Annotated in this window: 15 protein-coding genes and 3 pseudogenes; 8 read left to right on the plus strand and 10 right to left on the minus strand. The window is 67.1% G+C overall.

The genetic code is table 11. From position 1 onward, the window contains the following. Positions 1-418: 418 nt before the first annotated feature. A complete protein-coding gene (locus AB0G17_RS31370) occupies positions 419-958 on the minus strand; it encodes a hypothetical protein (protein ID WP_361390042.1) in 540 nt (179 codons plus the stop codon). A gap of 273 nt (positions 959-1,231) precedes the next feature. On the opposite strand from AB0G17_RS31370, the gene AB0G17_RS31375 reads away from it, so the two are divergent. Next, entirely contained in the window at positions 1,232-1,831 is a 600-nt protein-coding gene (locus AB0G17_RS31375; RefSeq protein ID WP_361390044.1) for a hypothetical protein, read from the plus strand. A gap of 414 nt (positions 1,832-2,245) precedes the next feature. Here the strand turns inward: AB0G17_RS31375 and AB0G17_RS31380 are convergent, their stop codons facing one another. After that, a complete protein-coding gene (locus AB0G17_RS31380; protein ID WP_361390046.1) occupies positions 2,246-2,668 on the minus strand; it encodes a winged helix-turn-helix domain-containing protein in 423 nt (140 codons plus the stop codon). Between the two features lie 322 nt (positions 2,669-2,990). Next, entirely contained in the window at positions 2,991-5,462 is a 2,472-nt protein-coding gene (locus AB0G17_RS31385) for a DUF6185 family protein (RefSeq protein ID WP_361390048.1), read from the minus strand. A gap of 120 nt (positions 5,463-5,582) precedes the next feature. Between AB0G17_RS31385 and AB0G17_RS31390 the strand changes: the two are divergent. The 6 genes and pseudogenes from AB0G17_RS31390 to AB0G17_RS31415 form a co-directional block, all read left to right on the plus strand. Then, positions 5,583-5,768 (plus strand): annotated as a pseudogene (locus AB0G17_RS31390) (BlaI/MecI/CopY family transcriptional regulator); the annotation flags it as partial. A gap of 416 nt (positions 5,769-6,184) precedes the next feature. Continuing rightward, on the plus strand, positions 6,185-6,814 hold the full coding sequence (locus tag AB0G17_RS31395; protein WP_361390050.1) for a hypothetical protein: 630 nt from the start codon (positions 6,185-6,187) through the stop codon (positions 6,812-6,814). A gap of 455 nt (positions 6,815-7,269) precedes the next feature. Next, positions 7,270-7,510, plus strand: a pseudogene (locus AB0G17_RS31400) (IS5/IS1182 family transposase); the annotation flags it as partial. A 950-nt stretch (positions 7,511-8,460) separates the two neighbouring features. Next, entirely contained in the window at positions 8,461-8,814 is a 354-nt protein-coding gene (locus tag AB0G17_RS31405; RefSeq protein ID WP_361390052.1) for a hypothetical protein, read from the plus strand. Positions 8,815-9,012: 198 nt separating this feature from the next. Next, entirely contained in the window at positions 9,013-10,308 is a 1,296-nt protein-coding gene (locus AB0G17_RS31410) for an IS701 family transposase (RefSeq protein ID WP_361390054.1), read from the plus strand. Positions 10,309-10,401: 93 nt separating this feature from the next. Next, complete coding sequence (locus AB0G17_RS31415; RefSeq protein WP_361390056.1) at positions 10,402-11,019, plus strand: hypothetical protein; 618 nt, start codon at positions 10,402-10,404, stop codon at positions 11,017-11,019. 171 nt (positions 11,020-11,190) lie between these two features. Here AB0G17_RS31415 and AB0G17_RS31420 read toward each other — a convergent pair. Both AB0G17_RS31420 and AB0G17_RS31425 read right to left on the minus strand, forming a co-directional pair. Continuing rightward, positions 11,191-12,543: pseudogene (locus AB0G17_RS31420) on the minus strand (NF041680 family putative transposase); the annotation flags it as partial. 122 nt (positions 12,544-12,665) lie between these two features. Next, entirely contained in the window at positions 12,666-13,076 is a 411-nt protein-coding gene (locus tag AB0G17_RS31425) for a RidA family protein (RefSeq protein ID WP_361390058.1), read from the minus strand. A 182-nt stretch (positions 13,077-13,258) separates the two neighbouring features. Here AB0G17_RS31425 and AB0G17_RS31430 point away from each other — a divergent pair, with 182 nt between their 5' ends. After that, positions 13,259-14,179 carry a pentapeptide repeat-containing protein gene (locus tag AB0G17_RS31430; RefSeq protein WP_361390060.1) on the plus strand — a complete coding sequence of 307 codons (921 nt, stop codon included), beginning with the start codon at positions 13,259-13,261 and terminating at the stop codon, positions 14,177-14,179. Between the two features lie 146 nt (positions 14,180-14,325). Here the strand turns inward: AB0G17_RS31430 and AB0G17_RS31435 are convergent, their stop codons facing one another. From AB0G17_RS31435 to AB0G17_RS31455, 5 genes are all read right to left on the minus strand, one after another. Then, entirely contained in the window at positions 14,326-14,862 is a 537-nt protein-coding gene (locus AB0G17_RS31435) for an ATP-binding cassette domain-containing protein (protein WP_361390062.1), read from the minus strand. Between the two features lie 278 nt (positions 14,863-15,140). Next, on the minus strand, positions 15,141-15,875 hold the full coding sequence (locus AB0G17_RS31440) for a thioredoxin domain-containing protein (protein WP_361390153.1): 735 nt from the start codon (positions 15,873-15,875) through the stop codon (positions 15,141-15,143). Positions 15,876-16,163: 288 nt separating this feature from the next. Continuing rightward, complete coding sequence (locus AB0G17_RS31445) at positions 16,164-16,355, minus strand: hypothetical protein (protein ID WP_361390064.1); 192 nt, start codon at positions 16,353-16,355, stop codon at positions 16,164-16,166. A gap of 57 nt (positions 16,356-16,412) precedes the next feature. Further along, positions 16,413-16,550 (minus strand): hypothetical protein, encoded by a 138-nt coding sequence (locus AB0G17_RS31450; RefSeq protein WP_361390066.1) that lies wholly within the window; start codon positions 16,548-16,550, stop codon positions 16,413-16,415. 40 nt (positions 16,551-16,590) lie between these two features. Continuing rightward, on the minus strand, positions 16,591-16,908 hold the full coding sequence (locus tag AB0G17_RS31455) for a hypothetical protein (protein WP_361390068.1): 318 nt from the start codon (positions 16,906-16,908) through the stop codon (positions 16,591-16,593). Positions 16,909-17,048: the final 140 nt, after the last annotated feature.

Raw genomic sequence — 17,048 nt, forward strand, 5'->3', positions numbered from 1 at the left:
ATCAACACCAGGCAGCAGGGGCGCTATCCGCTCCCACGCCGCATCCGTCAACTCACCACGACCCACCACAAGATCAATTATCAGACAGGCCCTAGCCCGTGCTGGGCGGGCAGGCGGCTGGAGAGGTCTGCGGCGGCACGGTCCTCGTGCCGGGCGGGGGTCGTGGGCGTGTGGCGTGTGTAGGGGCTGAGTTTCCGGTTCTACCTTCACCTCACGGCTTCCCTCCGCGGCTCCCACTGCCCCTTTGAAGTTCAGGGCACTGAACAGGGGACCGGCGAGCAGCCGGGGGGAGTGTCTCCAGGCCAGGCGAAAAGGCCGCACAAATCACAGGCCCGGCTGGGGACGCCCAGCCGGGCCTGTAGCGTTTCCTCCGGAGCGCTATCGGATCTCAAGCACCCGCTTACAACAAACCAGTTGCTCAGCAACCCTTGGCAACGACGGTGATGTCCGGCACGGAAGCAACCCCGCGCGTCTGGCCCTTGTAGCTTCCCACCGTGTGGATATCGGTGAGCTTCAGGGTGTAGGTCCCGCTGCCGTCGCACGCATATGCCTGGTAATAATCCGATCCCCCTCCGTGGAACGGATCGGTCCTGAAGACGAACCTGCCTTCCTTGAGCGCCTTTCCGTCCTTCTGGACGGAGTAGTGTCCGCTGACATCGCAGGCGTTCACGCTGTAAAGCAAGACGCTCTTGTACTTGCAGTTGGCTTCGATCTTGACCGTAGAACGGCCGTACCGGTCAGCCAAACAGCCTTGCACCGCGGACCACCAACCCGAGGTGCCATAAGCCTCCTGACGCTGGCATCCCTGCGGTAGTGCCGCAGCAGTGCCAGCGGAATGCCCGGTCCTGGACAAGCTCACGTCACTGGCCTGAGCCACGTTGGCTGAGGCGACGTTCGGCTGTACACAGCCCAGGACCGCAGCCGCGGCGATGGTGATTTTGGTGAGTTTGGGCAGCAAGGCCGACCTCCTGTGAGCGGACTGAACATCAACGCAACTATCCCCGTGTAAACCCGCCACCTCCTGGATCTTGAGCCTCGAATCACTCTGGCGGGCGTATCGTTGCACGCCTGTCCAGCCCTGGCATTACTTGCAGTCGGCGATCTGACCGTGGCGCGGGTACAGCCCATGCTGGTCATGTCCTGCCTTCGAACCTTCGATCCGGCTTGAAGGTCACGCCCGTTCGCGTGTGGCGGCACGACTACTGGTCAGCGGGCAGGCCAGGCGGGTCGAGTGCCGCCGGGTAGCGGTCGTGCACCGGTACTCCTCGACTGTTGCCGGCCGCTCGACGGCGAGCAGGGCGTCCCGGCGGTCCTCTTCATGGTCCCCGGGAACTCGCCGCTGCGCAGCGTCGAGCAGCTCAAGTCGACGCTGGCGACCCTCCAGGAGACGGTGACCACGCTGAAGGCGTTCCCTGACTTCGCCGCGTTCCTGCTGGGCCTCGACAGTCTGGTCAGCGGGGTCACCGCGAACCCGTACTTCGCGTTCGCCGCGGCGGATGGGGTGCCGGTCCTCAACGACACGACGGTGATCCAGAACGACATCTTCACCAACGACATCGAGCTGGAGGACGAGATCAGCTCGATGATCTTCATCGGGCCGCCGAAAAAGGTCGTCCACTGGTTCTGCGAGGACGATTACGACATCGGGGACGGTGACCTCACCGTGAAGGTCGGACCGCAGTTCTTCACCGTCATCAGAAGCTTCGAAGGTGACAACCCCGCCTCCGACCCGACGGGGATGGTCGTGGTCCTCCACCAGCCGGACAACACTGACGACACCTTCAACGACTTCATGTCGTCCGTGAGGTTTGAGTCCGATGCTCCGCGTTGAGGTCCCCGGCCCGGCATCCTGCTGGACGCTCACCGTTGACGGGGTCGTCCACCCCGTCAACGAGAGCGTGCCGGTGGTGCCGGGCCGACGGGAGGTCGGCCTCCGCTGCAACCTGCTCTGGCCCACCGGGCAGGCACAAGGGCACCTCGCCTGCACGGTCCATGTGCCCGTCGGAGGGCGGGTGCGCCTCGCGGCCCCTGGTGCGGACCTCGGCCTGCTGGATTTCCGTCAGGGTGATGGAACGCCTACTTGCAGCACGTCCTCGATTTGATGAGCGCGCCTGCTGCCGCCACTGTCGCCACGTGTGTGCCCCGTTCGCATGGGCATGAGGATGCCCTATCGCACCGCAGGGCGACAGGACAAAGCCAGGCGAGTGCGCACCCGACGTACGACCTTTCACCGCCGTGTCAGTTCTCATCGACATTCCGTGGCGAGTGACCGACGCGTCATAGCTGACAATTCGGGGCCGTGGAAGAGGTCGTTCTCCCTTTGAAGGAGCTGTTGTTCCCGTCGGTCGCGGACGTAGTAGTGCTGTCGCTGGACGTGAACATCGACGCCGAACCGGCGGCGCACGACCTCGGCGATCCTCGCCAGCGTCCAGCACTGGTCACTCCAGCCAGAGGCGGCCGTTCCGGCATCCAACATCGTCTCCAGTACGCGGAGTTGTGCCGCATCGAATTTGCAGCGGGTGCTGCCGGGGCTCTTGGAGGCCAGGGTTTGCCGACCGCCCGACGCTACCGCCCGCAGCCAGCGGTTCAACTGGTCGTCCCCGGCCTTCGCCGACACAGCCTTCGGCGGCTCGCCGGCCCTGGACTCGGACACGTTCTCACTGGTCATCGATGCATCTTCCATGATCGGGAGTTACACCGAACGTCTTACAGTCCCCCCGCCAAGCGGCACAACATGCCCCGTCATCGCGGTCATGGGGGCCAACCCCGGCCTCCGTGTGTGTGGAGCGCCGGGGCCCGCGCCCGGCGAACCGCACGGTCCCCGCCGACACCGTCCGCGCGCAGCACAAGGCGATGGTCCCTTCGCATCCCACGCTCCTGGCGGAGGGCTTCAGCCCTGCCCTCGAAGGAGTTGGTGGTCATGCCCCTCATCGTCTACCAGATGCGCTTCGCCACGATCGCGTTCTTCCTGGCGCAGCTGCTTGCGCTCGTCACCCTCTGGAAGGCCTTCGCAGACCCGTCAGCACATCGGCGCCCGGCCGGTAGCCCCCCATTACCTTCTTGTCAGCCCCGTAAGCGACGAGACTGGCATTGGTCGGCCAGTAGCGGCGCTCGTTCTGGAAGGTCTGCAGATCCATCATCAGGCCCGTGCACGTCGTTACCGAGCCGAATGCGGCGATCTCGCCGACCAACTGGGGCACGCTCCCGCCGACGGCTTGGACGATGAGGAAGTCAGCCGTTGCCGGGACGGCGAACGCGAGCGTGACGAAGAGTGCCTTCGTCGGCCCGTGACGGCCCGGCAGATCACGCCACAGCGCCCCGAGGAAGAATCCGCCGACGATCCAGCCGACCTGCCAGTAGAGGATGTTGACCACGATCCAGACAAACCCTGCTGGATCCTCCGCGTACACCATCCAGGAGTCGCCCTTCACGGCGGCGACCCAGTACAGCAGGCCGGTCGCGGGCAGGCCGATGAGACACGCGTTGACGGCTCCCCTGCGAGCATTGCCCCACCACGTGGGCATCGGGCCACAGGCGAAGGGAAGATCGGCGGGTCTCACTCCTGCCGGCAACGCTTGGTCCAGTCGGTCGATCTCGGCCTCGATCGACTGCCGCTCGGTGGAACGCTCCCCCAGGTTCGACGTACTGAGCTGACTCAGGCGGGTCTGGAGTTCCCTGAACCGGCGTGCCAGGCGCAGCACGTCGGTCCTGTCGGTCAGCGAGATCGTCCTTCCCAGCGGTGCGTTGTCGGCGAAGGGCTGCTCCAGCACGGAGAAGTGCGAGCCCAGGACGAGTACTCCCCAGGCCGTGCCCAGGCACAGCACCAGGGTGAGCGCGTATGCGGAGAAGCCGAAGTAGTACGCGTAGGGTGCGAAGGTGATGGCGAAGAGGGCCACGAGCAGGAACTTCTCCGGAGGCGCGGGTGTGAACGCCCCCTGCTCGTGCTGTTCGACCCGGCAGACCCGCAGGACACCCAGCGCGGGCAGCGGCGCCAGGATGATGACAACGTTGAGCAGCGGATCCAGAACCCTTGCCGGGAAGGTCCACCACCATGAATCGAGCTCTTCCACCCACATCTGTTGAAAATCAGGCGAGCGTGGGTTGGCGAGCCAGCTGATTCGCTCCCAGGAGCGGTCAAAGGCGAGGTAGGCCCACAGGACGGTCGCCGTCGCTGCTGCAAGGGCGGCGGCGACCATCATGCGAGTCGGGATCCGAGTCTCTCTGATCAGCAGCATCCGCTGCCCTGCTGCGATCATGCCGACCCAGCACACTGCCGTCAGTGCGGTGCAGGCCACGGCTGCCACGGTCCAGCCCGGAGTGGACAGGAGCTGGTCGGCTGTGGGGAGCAAGGTGAAGTCAAACATCTCCGACACCACGTACCAGCCGAGTACGCCCAGGACGACTCCGCCCACACTGAAGAGGAGGCGCTTCGACCGGCTGCCGAACAGACACAGCACAGGCCCGAGGAACGCCAGCACAAACACCGCGACCGTCGCTTCGTAGTCGTGATACCAGCCCTCGAGATGCTGGAACCACCGGTAGACGTTGTCGTTCATATAGGCGAGCACGCCCAGAAACATCAAAAGGAGCGCCCACCACCGCAGGTAGTGCAGTGCTCTCGACTCTTCCGGCGTCGTCGTATCGGCGAGACTGCGCCTCAGCCGACGACCCGCGACGAGCAACAACGCACCTGAGGCGGCGTACCAGAACGCTGCCGAGGCGCTATAGATGCCCCACGTCTCCCAGAACTGCCAGGTTTCCTCCGTCGAGGTCGTGATGAAGTCCCAATACTGCAGCGTGGGTGGGCGGAAAGTGACCGTGGGATTCTGGTCCGGCTGTTTGTGCCGCCAGTTCAGTCTCGTTCCACCTTCGCCGAAGGCCGGGCGAGGGGTGGCCGTCAGGGCGCCTCGTCCGCCCAGGTCGACCTGCACCCTGTCCCAATCGGCGCCCTTCAGGGCAAGAGAAGGACGCAACGCGATGCGCCAGTTCTCCTTCGACACCGTCAGCACCCAGGGGCCGACAGCAAGGGAGGAGCTGAACTGGACCCACGTGGCAGCCTCGTAGTGAACCTTGACCCTCTGGCCGTCAGCCTTCACCGTCACCGGCTTGAACCGCCACTCGTCATCACGGAAGTCGTGCGCATTTTGCGGGGGTTTGCCCACCAGGCACGCCAGCGCAGACCGATAGGCCGGCGCATGGGCGTCCAGGAGCAGGTCGGAGGCGTGAGTCCAACCGGCGGGCACACTGATGTCCATGGTGCTCGTGACCATGCTGAAGTCGTTGCCGCGATGTTTGAACTCAGCCAGTGCCGCGACCTCGGCCGTCTCGAGCTGGTCGGCTCGGCAGTCCGTCGGGGCGTCCTCGACAGCGTCGGCCCTTCCCACCGCGGGCAGAGCGAGGCAGAGAAGCAGCACAAGCACACACAGACGGCGGGGCGCGGACCAGCCAGGACGGATCACCATCCGAGGATCCCCCGGCCGACCGCGCGCGATGCCGTACGATGCGCCGACGCGCAGGCGGTTCCACCCCAGCGGCCGAGTGCCGCCCGGGTCCGGCAGGCGCCCTCCGCGGAGGTCGGCAGGATGGCGGGATTTCCGCGACAGCGTGGGCAGGGCGAGCTGGACGCGCTGCGGGCGGCCGAACCGGTCACGGCCGGCTGGGTACAGGAGCGGCTCGGCGGCGACCTCGCGTACACCGCCGTCATCACCATCCTGGCTCGCCTGCACACGAAGGGCGCCGTGGCGCGGGAGCGGGCGGGCCGGTCGTTCTGCTCTCCGAACTCGCCGACGTGCCCCTTGAGTTGCTGGATCCGAGTGCCCCTGTCCTTCAGCCCGCTGGGTGTTTTCCAAGACGCGAAACCCCTCATGAGAGGGCACTGGAAGCGTGGCCACGGTGCACACCAACGCCCGCGGCAACTACGACGACCAGGCCGGAGCGCGCGGGACTTCACGGGCTCGGGTCCGGCCTGCGTCGCCACCCGCGAAAGCCTTCCAGGGGCCGTCGAACTCAGGAATAGCGCAGGCTCGGAATACTGCCTCTTCACCAGTAGTCCTCGGCCTGCGCAGCGGCTGCTGCCCACCACCGCGGTCCGGCCGGCACCTGATCTACGGGGCACACGTTCAAGACCGCCCCAGACGAGCGAGGCCATCACATCTCTGCCGGTGTGATGCGCGATGTTCCCTGGGTGGCGATCAAGCCTGTCGTCAACGCCATCCGAGTCCTGGAACGTCTCGTCCCCAGCGGCAGCCTGCTTTTCGACCACGGTGTCCACGGACAGCGTGCTGTGGCGGGCGCCGGCTCGCTGAACACGGAAACCATCAACACCCGCATCGAGGACTTCATCACCTGGGCCAAAGCGAGGCCGTCCGCCTGGACCTGCCCGAGCACACCATCCCACCGGACCCGCACGGAGCCATCGGCGCCAGCCGCCTTCGCCGAACACTGGCCTGGCACATCGCCCGACGCCCCGGCGGACTCATCCCGAACCGCCCGCGATGTCCTGCAGAACCCGAACCTGGCCGTCTACGACAATCCCCACGCCATGCTGATGTGCGTCTACAAGCCCGACAAGGCCCTCTGCCGACGCGACACCACCACCAACACCCCCACGCTGGACGGCTGCCTGAGTACCTGCGCGAACATCGCACGCATCGACCACCAAGCCGAACAACGCCGCCGACGCGCTGACGAACTCGACACCAAGGCCGTGCACGTCCCCGACCCGCTCGCCGAACGGCTGCAGCGAAGTGCAACCGCCCTGCGCCGCGCCGCCGACCGTCACGACGTCACCCGCATCACGAACGAAAGCAGCTGACTGGTGCCCCCAGCCCTGGACGAACGCGACCGCATCCGTGCCGCCACGGACGGCATCTTGCCCGGCACTCCACAGCACTCGAACGGCGCGCTGTCGATCGTCGCCCTCGCCACGGAAGCCGGCGTCCCCCGAAACGCTCCCACCCAGCGTCACCTGGACCTGAAGAACGAGTTTTACGCCAGGTTAAAGAGCGGGGGCAGCCCACGGACGTCGAGCTCCGACTCCGAATGCAGGTCGTCAAGCTCAAAAAAAGACCCTACGGCAGAAGGACCAAGCTGAACTGACCGTGCTTCGCCAGGACGTCGAGGCCCTGGTGCGCGTCGTGAACCAACTCACCACGGAGAACCGGCGATACCGGCAGCAGCTGACTGCTCTGGACAACGTCGTGCGGCTTCTGCCCACCCAGCCACAGCCACAGCCTCCCCGGGCCGTGACCGGACGAGCGGGACCCGACTCACGACAAGGGGTACGACTACGACCACCTGCGGCAATGACTGCGCTCGCGGAACATCACTCCGCGCATTGCGCGCAGGGGCATGGAGTCCTCCCGGTGCTGGGGCGACATTGTTGGACTGCGGTGCGGACGGTGGCCTGGCTTGCAGGATGCCGCCGTCTGCACCGGCGCTACGAGCGAAGGCGGAACACCTCCTTGCCTTCGCCAGCATCGCCGCCACACCCATCTGCTACCGGCGGCTTGCCAGACGAGGGATCTCACTGGGTGCCAGGCTGACGGCGCGTCATCGCGAATGCCGCAGGCTACCCAGGGATTTTCCGTGGTCGGGGGTGCTCGTCAGCCAGAAGAACCACCGGCGCGATATCCTGCTCGCCCACTGGGCCCCCTCAATAAGAGGCCCAGTGCGCACGGACCGAGGACGATGTCCTGGCGCACTGGGTCCGAGGAATCCTTTCGGACGCCGGCCTCGATTCGGGCAGCGGCTACGCCGAATCCGTCGCTGCCCTGCGCAAAGCCGTACCCGACCTCACGCTTGTCGTGGCTAACCGCCTGGTGACGGACGCGCTCAGTCAGTAGAGCAGTCGCCCTCCGAAGAGCGCAGTGCGCGCGGAGTTCTAGGCGGCGCCCTGCCCGGTGGTGAACGACCACGGGAGCCAGCGGGACGTGGTCGGGCATCCGCTGAAGCCCTTCACACTGACCACCCTCACCTGGTGAGTGCCGCTCTCTGTGGTGGCTTCCGGCGAAAGCCGTACGGGGCCGGCGACTTGCCGGACCGCGCACACGGCCCTGTAGGGCGGGGACAGCAGCTCCGGCGTAATGCGAGCAGGGCAGCCGGCAGCTGAACGCCGGCGGATTCTGTGGGGGCCGGGCACTCCATACCTCCTGCGCCCGGTCAATCCCGCAGTTGTCCGCGGACAACTCCGCTTGTCCGGCCTCAGCCCCGTGGATGACCTGCGTGGATCACCTCGCGGTCACGTGGACAACTCCTCGCACCAGCACTGTCGGACTGCGGACCGCGAACACGGGGTGGTCTCCGGACGGATTACGCCCGGTGATCACCGCGCTCAGGGCATGCCCCGCAAAGAGCGGCGAATTCTGGCCATAGGACGGGGTTTGCCACCTGGCGCACCAGTCGCACCACCGTTCGGCAGATGGTCTTCCGGCAGTACGAGCAAGAGGAGTTAGTGACACGATGGCACCAAGTATCAAAAAGCGCACAGCGGCGGGGGTTTTGACCGCCGCGGCTGTTATCGCCGGGACGTTCGCGACGGCTAGCCCGGCCAGTGCGTCCATGGTCGTGACCTGCCCGCCGTATCCGACCTGGTCCCACGGCATTGAGCTCTGGGGCAACGACGGAAGAATGACCTGTATAGCAGGCTCACCGGACCCCACGACGTATCTCCAGATAGATCATGTCAATCACATCACATCGGGTGTGAACCGAGCTCGAGTCGCCATCCTGGGCAGCCCGGATGTCTGGATCAACCCCGGCCAGTCGATCCCGGTTCCTGACGTGACCGTTTTGGCGGTTGAAATCCGCGCCTAAGAGTGCGTGCGGCGGGCTCCAAGTCCGCCGCACCTTCACCTTTCCGCAAAGAAACGAAAGCAAGGTAAATCGCTTACCAGGCTGGCTGCTTCCTGCAACAAGGGGGTGTCGGCATACACCCGAACGTGGCTCTGACAAGATTTTCGTCTGCAGCCGCAGTTAATGTGACTGGCTCGCGAGCCGCTCGTTGAGCCAGTCATGGGTGGGGATGTCACGGTGGACGCGGTGCAGGGCTGGGCTGCGGGCCTGGATGGTCTGCACGCTCGGATCAGCCACTGTTTCCGCAGATCAGAGCCACGCCGCCGGGTCCTGGAGTACATGCGGGGGCTTCTGGCTCCGCTCGAACGCAAGAACGGTTGGACATTGGCTGAGCAAGCCGGCGAGCGATGCCCGGACGGCATACAGCGGCTGCTGAACCAGGCCGATTGGGACGTCGATGTCGTCCGTGACGAGGTCCGCGACTTCATCCTGGTACATCTCGCCTTGCGAGACGGGGTGTTGATCGTCGATGAGACAGGGTTCATCAAGAAGGGCGTCCGTTCCGCCGGAGTCCAGAGGCAGTACACGGGCACCTCGGGGAAGATCGACAACTGCCAACTGGGTGTGTTCCTTGCCTACGCCTCCGCGGGCGGTCGGGCGCTGATCGACCGCGAGCTGTACCTGCCCACGGCATGGACCGAGGATCCGGCGCGTCGGGCCGACGCCCGGATCGGCGAGGAGATCGCGTTCGCCACCAAGCCCGCGCTCGCCCAGGCGATGCTGGCCCGGGCAGTGGCCGCCGGGGTGCCGTTCCGGTGGGTGACCGGTGACGAGGCCTACGGCCAGAACCCCGTCCTGCGGGGCTGGCTGACCGAGCACGAGATCAGCTATGTGCTGGCTATCGCCTACAAGCACCGGCTGGGACCCCGAGGCCAGAACGCCCGCACGCTTGCGGCGATCCTGCCCGAACACTCCTGGGAGATCCGCTCGGCCGGCGACGGCGCCCACGGCCGGCGTGAGTACGCTTGGGCGCTGGTACTGCTGCCCGGCCAAGCCCACGGCTTCGACGATGCGCTGCTGATCCGCCGAAGCCTGGCAGACGGCGAGCAGGCCTACTACCTAGTGCACGCCCCCTCCGGCACCCCGCTGGCCGACATCGTCCATGCGGCCGGAGCCCGCTGGGCGATTGAGGAGACCTTCCAGGCCGCGAAGAACGAGGCTGGCCTCGACCACTACCAGGTCCGCCACTACCAGGCCTGGTACCGGCACATCACCCTCGCGATGGCAGCCGCCGCCCACTTGGCCGCAGTCCGCGCCACGGCCCACGAAAAACGGGGAGCTGGCCCCGACCTGATCCGACTGAGCATGAACGAGATCCACCGCCTGCTGGCCAAGTTTGCGTACGCCGTCCGGCACGAGGTCGAGCACATTCTGCGCTGGTCCCTTTGGCGTCGGCGCCACCAACATCGCGCCCGCACCAGCCACTACCGCCGCCGCGGTCACCGACCCCCGTAACTGCTAGGTTGACAACGCTAGTCCTGACGGGTTGCCAGTGATGCGCCCGCCCGGCCGTTTCGCGGCCGAGGCCGGAAGCGTAGGGTGCCGGGTGTGATCGAACTGAACTTCCGGGCGATGGACCGGAATCGTCCGGCAAAGTCGTACGTGGTGCTGGCACTTGCCGTCCTGGTCGTCGAGGGGTGCGCCGCGTTCGTCAAGCTCGGCGCGGTGGGCTTCTCCTGGCTGACGGGCGGAAGCATCGCCCTCCTCGCCCCGCTTCTCCTCCTGTCGTCCCGGAGCTGGAGCAGGGTCGGGGCCGACGGAATAACCATCTGTTGGGGCCTTGGGCATGGCCGCACCTACCCCTGGCACGAGATCCGGTGGATCGACGTGCGCGAGACCAAGGGCCAGGCCTCGTCGTCGTACGCGGTCCGGATATTCCTGGAGGGCGGGCGGCGTCGTTCGCTGCCCGGGCTCTACCACAGCGACATGCATCCCGCCCCCGACTTCGACGAGCAGTTCCAGCGGGTCGTCAACTGGTGGGAGCTGAGCACGGACCAGACCGCACGGGTCCGGCCCGAGCTGAGCACGGACCAGACCGCACGGGTCCGGCCCCCGAAGCAGTTCCGGGACCGGCTGACTCCCACCGTGATCGGCCTCGTCGTACCCGTAGCCGTAGCCGTTGTCGTCGTGGCGGTCGTCGCTCTCGTGATCCTCGCGCAGCACTAGGGTCTTCTCCTGACCGGCTCGGCGCTGATCCGAGCGTGCAGACCATCCAGGCCCGCAGTCCAGCCGTGCACCTCGTCAACCGTGACATCCCCACTCATGACTGGCGCAACGAGCGGCTCGCGGGCAGTCACGTCAACTGCGGCTGCAGTACTAACTTGATCTTTAGTGCCGGTGCCTGTTCGGGGTGCCGGGCGGCCGTCCAGGGCCGGGCCAGTGGGGTTTCGGTGCCCTGGCGGGGCAGGGCATGTGCTGGCGGAGGTTCCGAAACGTCCGCCGGACTCTCGCGGATGTGAGCCGGTGCGGTGCCGCCGGTTTCTCCCAGGGATGCCGCAGGTCGCGGGTGACCGAACGGGCAAGCCGGAGCTGGGTGTAGGCAGCGATGATCAGCCACGTCCACCGGTCCGCCCGCCTCCGGTTCCCGAAGCCGAGGCCGGGTCCAGCCCAGCGTCTGTTTGAACAGCCGAAACGTGTGCTCCAGATCGAAGCGTCGCAGGAACGCCTGCCAGGCCCGGTCGACGTCCGCGTCGTCGGCGCCGGTCTTCGAGGACCACAACCACACCGCTGGGGCCGCCCGGTCCTTCGACAGGTGCCCGACCTCCAGCCGAATCAACGTCCCCTCGATCAGAGGGAGGTCGCCCTCATGGTCCAGCCAGGCAGCCCGGTGATTCAGCCGGGGGTGGACCCGGTCCCACGCCTGCGTGACGGCCTTGCCGTAGTTCGCGGTGGCGGTGTGGGTGGTGACGGCGGGCTCGGGCCAGGTCTCAGGCTTGGCGAAGCGGAACTCCGGCCCGTGCTTCGGCGGCCGGCCACCTTTCGGGTCGACGCGCGGCGGCTTCGGCAGCCGCATCACACGGCCGCCGCGGACGCGGCCGACCAGCTCGACAGGCAGGTCCTGCAGGACCCAGGCCAGGCGGGTGACGTCGTAACCGGCGTCGGTCACGGTGGTGATGTCCGGCTCGCCCGGCGCCCGCTGGCCTGCCGCGACGAGCCGTTCGACGACATCGCGGAGCTGGGCGGCGGTGACCGCGGTGGCATCGTCGGCTGGGCCAAGCCTGACCGCGTCCAGAATCTGTGTCCAGGACGTGGCACCCATCATCAGCACCGCGACGAACGAGTACGGCCAGCCCGCAATGAGCTGCGAAGCCGTCTTGGCCCGGCCGTAGACGTGGCAGAACAACCGCTCCCGCGAACACGGCGCGTCTGACCGCAGCCACGGCGAGACGTCTACCGCCAGCACCAGGCGCCCGTCCGGGAAGCGGGGCAGCGGCAGGCCGGCCAGCAGCGACCGCAGCCGGCCGCTGTCGATCCGGCCCTGGTTGAGACCGTCGTACATAGCGCCATGCCCACGCCGGCGCTCGGGCAGCACGTCAGCTCCACCGCCGAGTGCACCGCACCCGGAGCACACAGCACCGCGTCCGCCAGCTCGCACAGCTCATCGCCCCGCACGGTCAGACACGCGTACAACTCCTCCCGGAAGCGTGAGGCTTCCGCGAACGCTTCCCGTACAGCAGCATCAGGCAGCAGACTCACCCTCAGGGCCCTCGTCGTGGTCACGTGCACCTTGGTTGGAGTGCATGATCAGACGAAGGCCGCCCCAGCGTCCGGCGAATGCCCAGCTGGGCTACCCATCGATACGCCGTTCGAAGTCAGTCAGGCAGCGCCACGGTGAGATCCACCTCGACGAGCTGTCCGGAAAAGCCCAGCTGGGCAACGCCCAAGAGCGTGCTGGCGGTGGTGAACGCCGGCCCCAGGGCAGACTCGGTGAGCCGACGCCATGCGGCTCCGAGCATGTCCCTCTCGTCGCTCCGCACGTAGATCACTGACCGCACCACGTGTTGCGGCTGGGCGCTCGCCGCGGCCAGGGCAGTGAGCGCGTTCGCGACCACCTGGTCGACCTGCGTCTCGAGGGAACCGGCACCGACGAGGTCACCGTTCCGATCAAGCGGGCACTGTCCCGCCAGATAGGCCGTACGTCCTGCCTCTACCACCGTGATGTGGTGGTAGCCGGGCGTCTCATGCAGCTGCTCGGGGTTGATGCGGGTGATCTTCTCAGTCATGTCCGCGAGTCTGCCTAGCGTGGTGCCGGCACGCACCGCATTTTCCCCACCGGCAAGCACTCCGCAGCGACGTGAGGTTCAAGAACAAGCTAAGAGCCTGTCTTTGAACCTCTGCCTGAGCCCCGGTCGGTTCGAGCGGCCGCCGCGCATACTGTCCCGGTGGTGAGGACATGCTCCCGCGTATGAAACGGAGCTGGACGCGTGCCCTGGTCCTCGCGCTGCTGGCCGTCGCCTTCGTCGGCTACGCCCTGCTGCTGTGGCGGGGGCCGTGGTGGCTCGACGGCGGCCGGTTGCGCCACCGCGACCTCCAGCCCGCCGACGGCGTGGTGATCACCGGATTCCGTACGACACTCGTCGCCCTCGGCGCTGGCGCGGTCGCCGGTGCGGGCCTCTACTACACCGACCGTACGCTGCGCCACACCCGCGAACGCGACCGCGAGCAGGCGGAGATCGCCCGCGACGGCCAGGTGACCGGGCGCTATGTGGAGGCCATCAAGCTCCTCGCCTCCGAGCGTACGGTCGAGCGGCTCGGCGGTATTTACGCGCTGGAGCGGATCATGCGGGACTCCGCCAAGGACCACCTCACGGTGGTCGAGGTCCTGGCCGCGTTCGTCCGCGACCAGGTGCCGGTGCCGCCCGACGCGGAGCTGTCCGCCAATGCGATGCCGGAGGAGTCCGTACAGGCCGCGCTGACGGTCCTGGGCAGACGCCCGCAGGTGGAGGAGCCGTTCCGTATCGACCTGCGGCGTACGGATCTGCGCGGGGCCGACCTCCAGAACGCCCGGCTGGAACGGGTCCGCCTGGGCGGTGCCCATCTGGAGAAGGCCAATCTGACCGGTGCCCACCTGGAGGAGGGCTGGCTGCGCGACTCCTTCCTCACCGGCGCGTGGCTCGACCGCGCGCATCTGGAACGCGCTGTCGTCAGGGGCGCGGACCTGCGCGGGGCGAGCATGAAAGGCGCGTACTTCAAAGGCACCCGGCTGGTGAACGCGGACCTGTCGACGGCGGTCGGCCTGACGGCGCCGCAGCTCGCCGGGGCGGTGCTCGACAGCGGGACGAAGCTGCCGGAAGCGGTGGTGCGAACGGTTCAGGCGGCACGTTGAGCGCCCGGGCGGGTCGGAAACCGCGGTTGGGGTGGTACGCGTCAGGCTGGCGTGCGGAGCAAGCCGTTCCGCGGGGTGACCCTGGAGCGTCATCCTCGACTCCGCTCACCTGCAGTACGGCCAGTCAAGAGCCGTCGGGCCTTCCCTCAGCCGGACGGGCCGCGTGGTGGAGGCTGGGCGCTGAGGAGCCGCCGGTACAGGCCGTCATGGTGCAGGAGCTCGGTGTGCGTGCCCTGCTCGGTGACCTCGCCGTCTGCGAGCACCAAGATCAAGTCGGCGTGTCGGACGGTGGAGAGCCGGTGGGCGACGACCAGGCAGGTGCGGTTGCGCAGGAAGGGACGCAGGGCCTCTTGGAGGGCGTGCTCGGTGGTGTTGTCCAGGTGTGAGGTGGCCTCGTCCAGGACGACGATCTCCGGCTCCCGCAGCAGCATGCGGGCGATGGCCAGGCGCTTGCGTTCCCCTCCAGAGAGCTGTAGCCGCGGCCTCCGATGACGCTGCTCAGCCCCTGCGGCAACTGATGGACTGTGTCCAGGATCTGGGCCGTCGCGCCGGTTGCGAGGAGCTGGGAGTCTGCGGCGTTCTGTCGCGCGAGGCGGAGGTTGTCCCGGATCGAGCCGTGGAAGAGGTACGGCTCCTGGGTGATGACACCGATATGGCGAAGGCCGTCCAGGGAGAGCCCCCAAGTGGGCGGACTTCAGGCGGCACTTCGCGTTCGTCCCCTTCTACTGCGAGCCGGGGCTGCGTGGGGCCCATGAGAAGGGCGGGGTGGAAGGGCAGGTCGGATACTTCCGACGCAATTACCTTTGCCAGTGCCGCGGGTGAACTCGCTGGAAGATCTGAACGCAACCTTCACCGAGTTCGAGCGGCTGGAGGAGGATCGGCGGATCGGCATGCGGTTCCGCACCATCGGACAGGACTTCGCCAGCGAAGCAGGGGTCTGCGCGGCTCGTCCGATGGCGGCTCAGGAACCTTGTTCGCTTCGGGAGACTCGCAAGAGTTCGGTGAAGGCCTGAGCGTCGTAGAGGATGGCGTTGGAGGGGAGGGGGTAGTTGTCGATCTTGGCGCTGGGTGTACCCGGCCCGACGCCTTCCTCGGTTCCCTTCGCCTCGTAATCCTCCTCCGATGCCGTAACGAAGGCCCGGTACTTCATCGTCTTCACGGCGCTGTCGAAGGCGGGGCTGCGCAACCCCGGCACCCGGGCGGCGAGTTCGAGGAGGCGTGCGGTGGTGAAACCGTCCGTCTCCTCCGTCGGCTGATTGCTGTACAGCACGGCGTGGTATTCGGTGAACTTCCCCGCCTGCAATGCCGCCCGCAGAGCGTTGACCGCTCGCTTGGAACCGCCGCCACCGAGCCGGTCGTCCAGGAACGACGCCATCGTGTACTGCACCCGCACCTCCCGGCGTACCACCGCCGCCGCCAGTACCGGCCCGCCACCGGTGCGCTCGAACTGCTCACAGTACGGACAGCGCGGGTCCTCCATCAGATGAACGGTCACCGGGGCCTTGGAATCCCCCACGGTAATCGTCGTACCGTCAAGGCCCAGCTGCTCGGGGACCGCCTCCACATTCGCGTACGCCGCCACCCCCGCCCGATCACCCTCGGTCTGCGACGCATGCCCGCGGCCACCGCACCCGGCCACCATCACCAAGCCCGCGCCCGCCCACACCAGCCGCGTCCGACGTCTGCCCGCCACCATCCCCACAACCCCTCCCCATTGCCGGTCGCTCAACGGCTGGACGACTTGCCACCGTTGGCCCGCGTGCTTACGTTCTGCCGCTGTGTAGAATTCCCCACCGTGCGCCAGCCCGCCCCAGGCCTCACAGGGCCCAGATCCGGGGACGTGGCGCGCAGGAGCCGACTCTGGCCGACGGTGATCGCAACAGCCACACAATTATGCAGTCGCCGCCGAGTCACCCCCCTCGGCGGTTATCGCGAATTGGCTCCCCAACGGGCATCTCGTCACCGCAAGGCGGCCTCTGCGTAGTCAGTCTTCGAGACGGTGGAGGGCTTGTGCGAGTTCGCCGTTCTCGGCCAGACCGGCCAGGACGCCGATCATGTTGCTGATGCCGGCGTCGCGGACGATGTGTTCGTCCGGGCACCAGAAGCAGCGGCCTTCCAGGCCTTCCCCGGTGTGGGCCCATCTCGCCATGATGGCCTCGATCTGGGGGTGGCTCATCGGGCGAGTGTGCCGGTCTGGCGGAATCACCTCAACTGCATTCTCCTGACGCGCGCCTCAGATGCCGGTGGCTCTGCGGTACGCCTCGCGGATGTCGGCCGGGACTCGCTTGGGGCCTATCCTGTCGAGTGTGTAGCCCTGGGCTTGGGCCCAGCTGCGGATGGTGTCCAGGTCGGAGTCCGCCTGAGTGTTCATGCGCTGAGCCCCTCGTACGGCATAGGCGGGCAGACGGGCTTCATCGAGGCAGGCAGGCAGGGGAGAGGGAGAGGCTGAAGTGTGCCTCGACTACGGCGAGGCTGCGCCGATAGGTGATCGTGTAATGCTCACCTTCCGGCGCGCAGTACGTATACCCGTCGGGCGCGAGTATCCCTGCTGAGACGAGCTCGGCCAGCAGCAGATCCGGCTCCGCACCCCAGCGGTGGCTCTCTTCCCTGAGTCCGAACCCGCAGGTGTACCGGCCGTCGCGGAAGTAGTCGATGGTGGCCGGCGGATGCTCAGCGATCGGCACGTAGCGGATGGCTTCCAGTTCGTGGACGTGCCCGTCGGCCGGCATCCCGCTCTCGGAGGGGACAACGGGAGGAGCATGTGAGTCCTGGGTAGCGGGCTGCGTTCGACGCGGCCCGGTCACGGTGGTCACTGCCACCGCTGGCGGTGGAGGAATGGGCGGACGGTGGCGGGGAAGTCGGGTGGTTG

Source organism: Streptomyces sp. NPDC023838, from assembly GCF_040639555.1.
Taxonomy (GTDB): domain Bacteria; phylum Actinomycetota; class Actinomycetes; order Streptomycetales; family Streptomycetaceae; genus Streptomyces.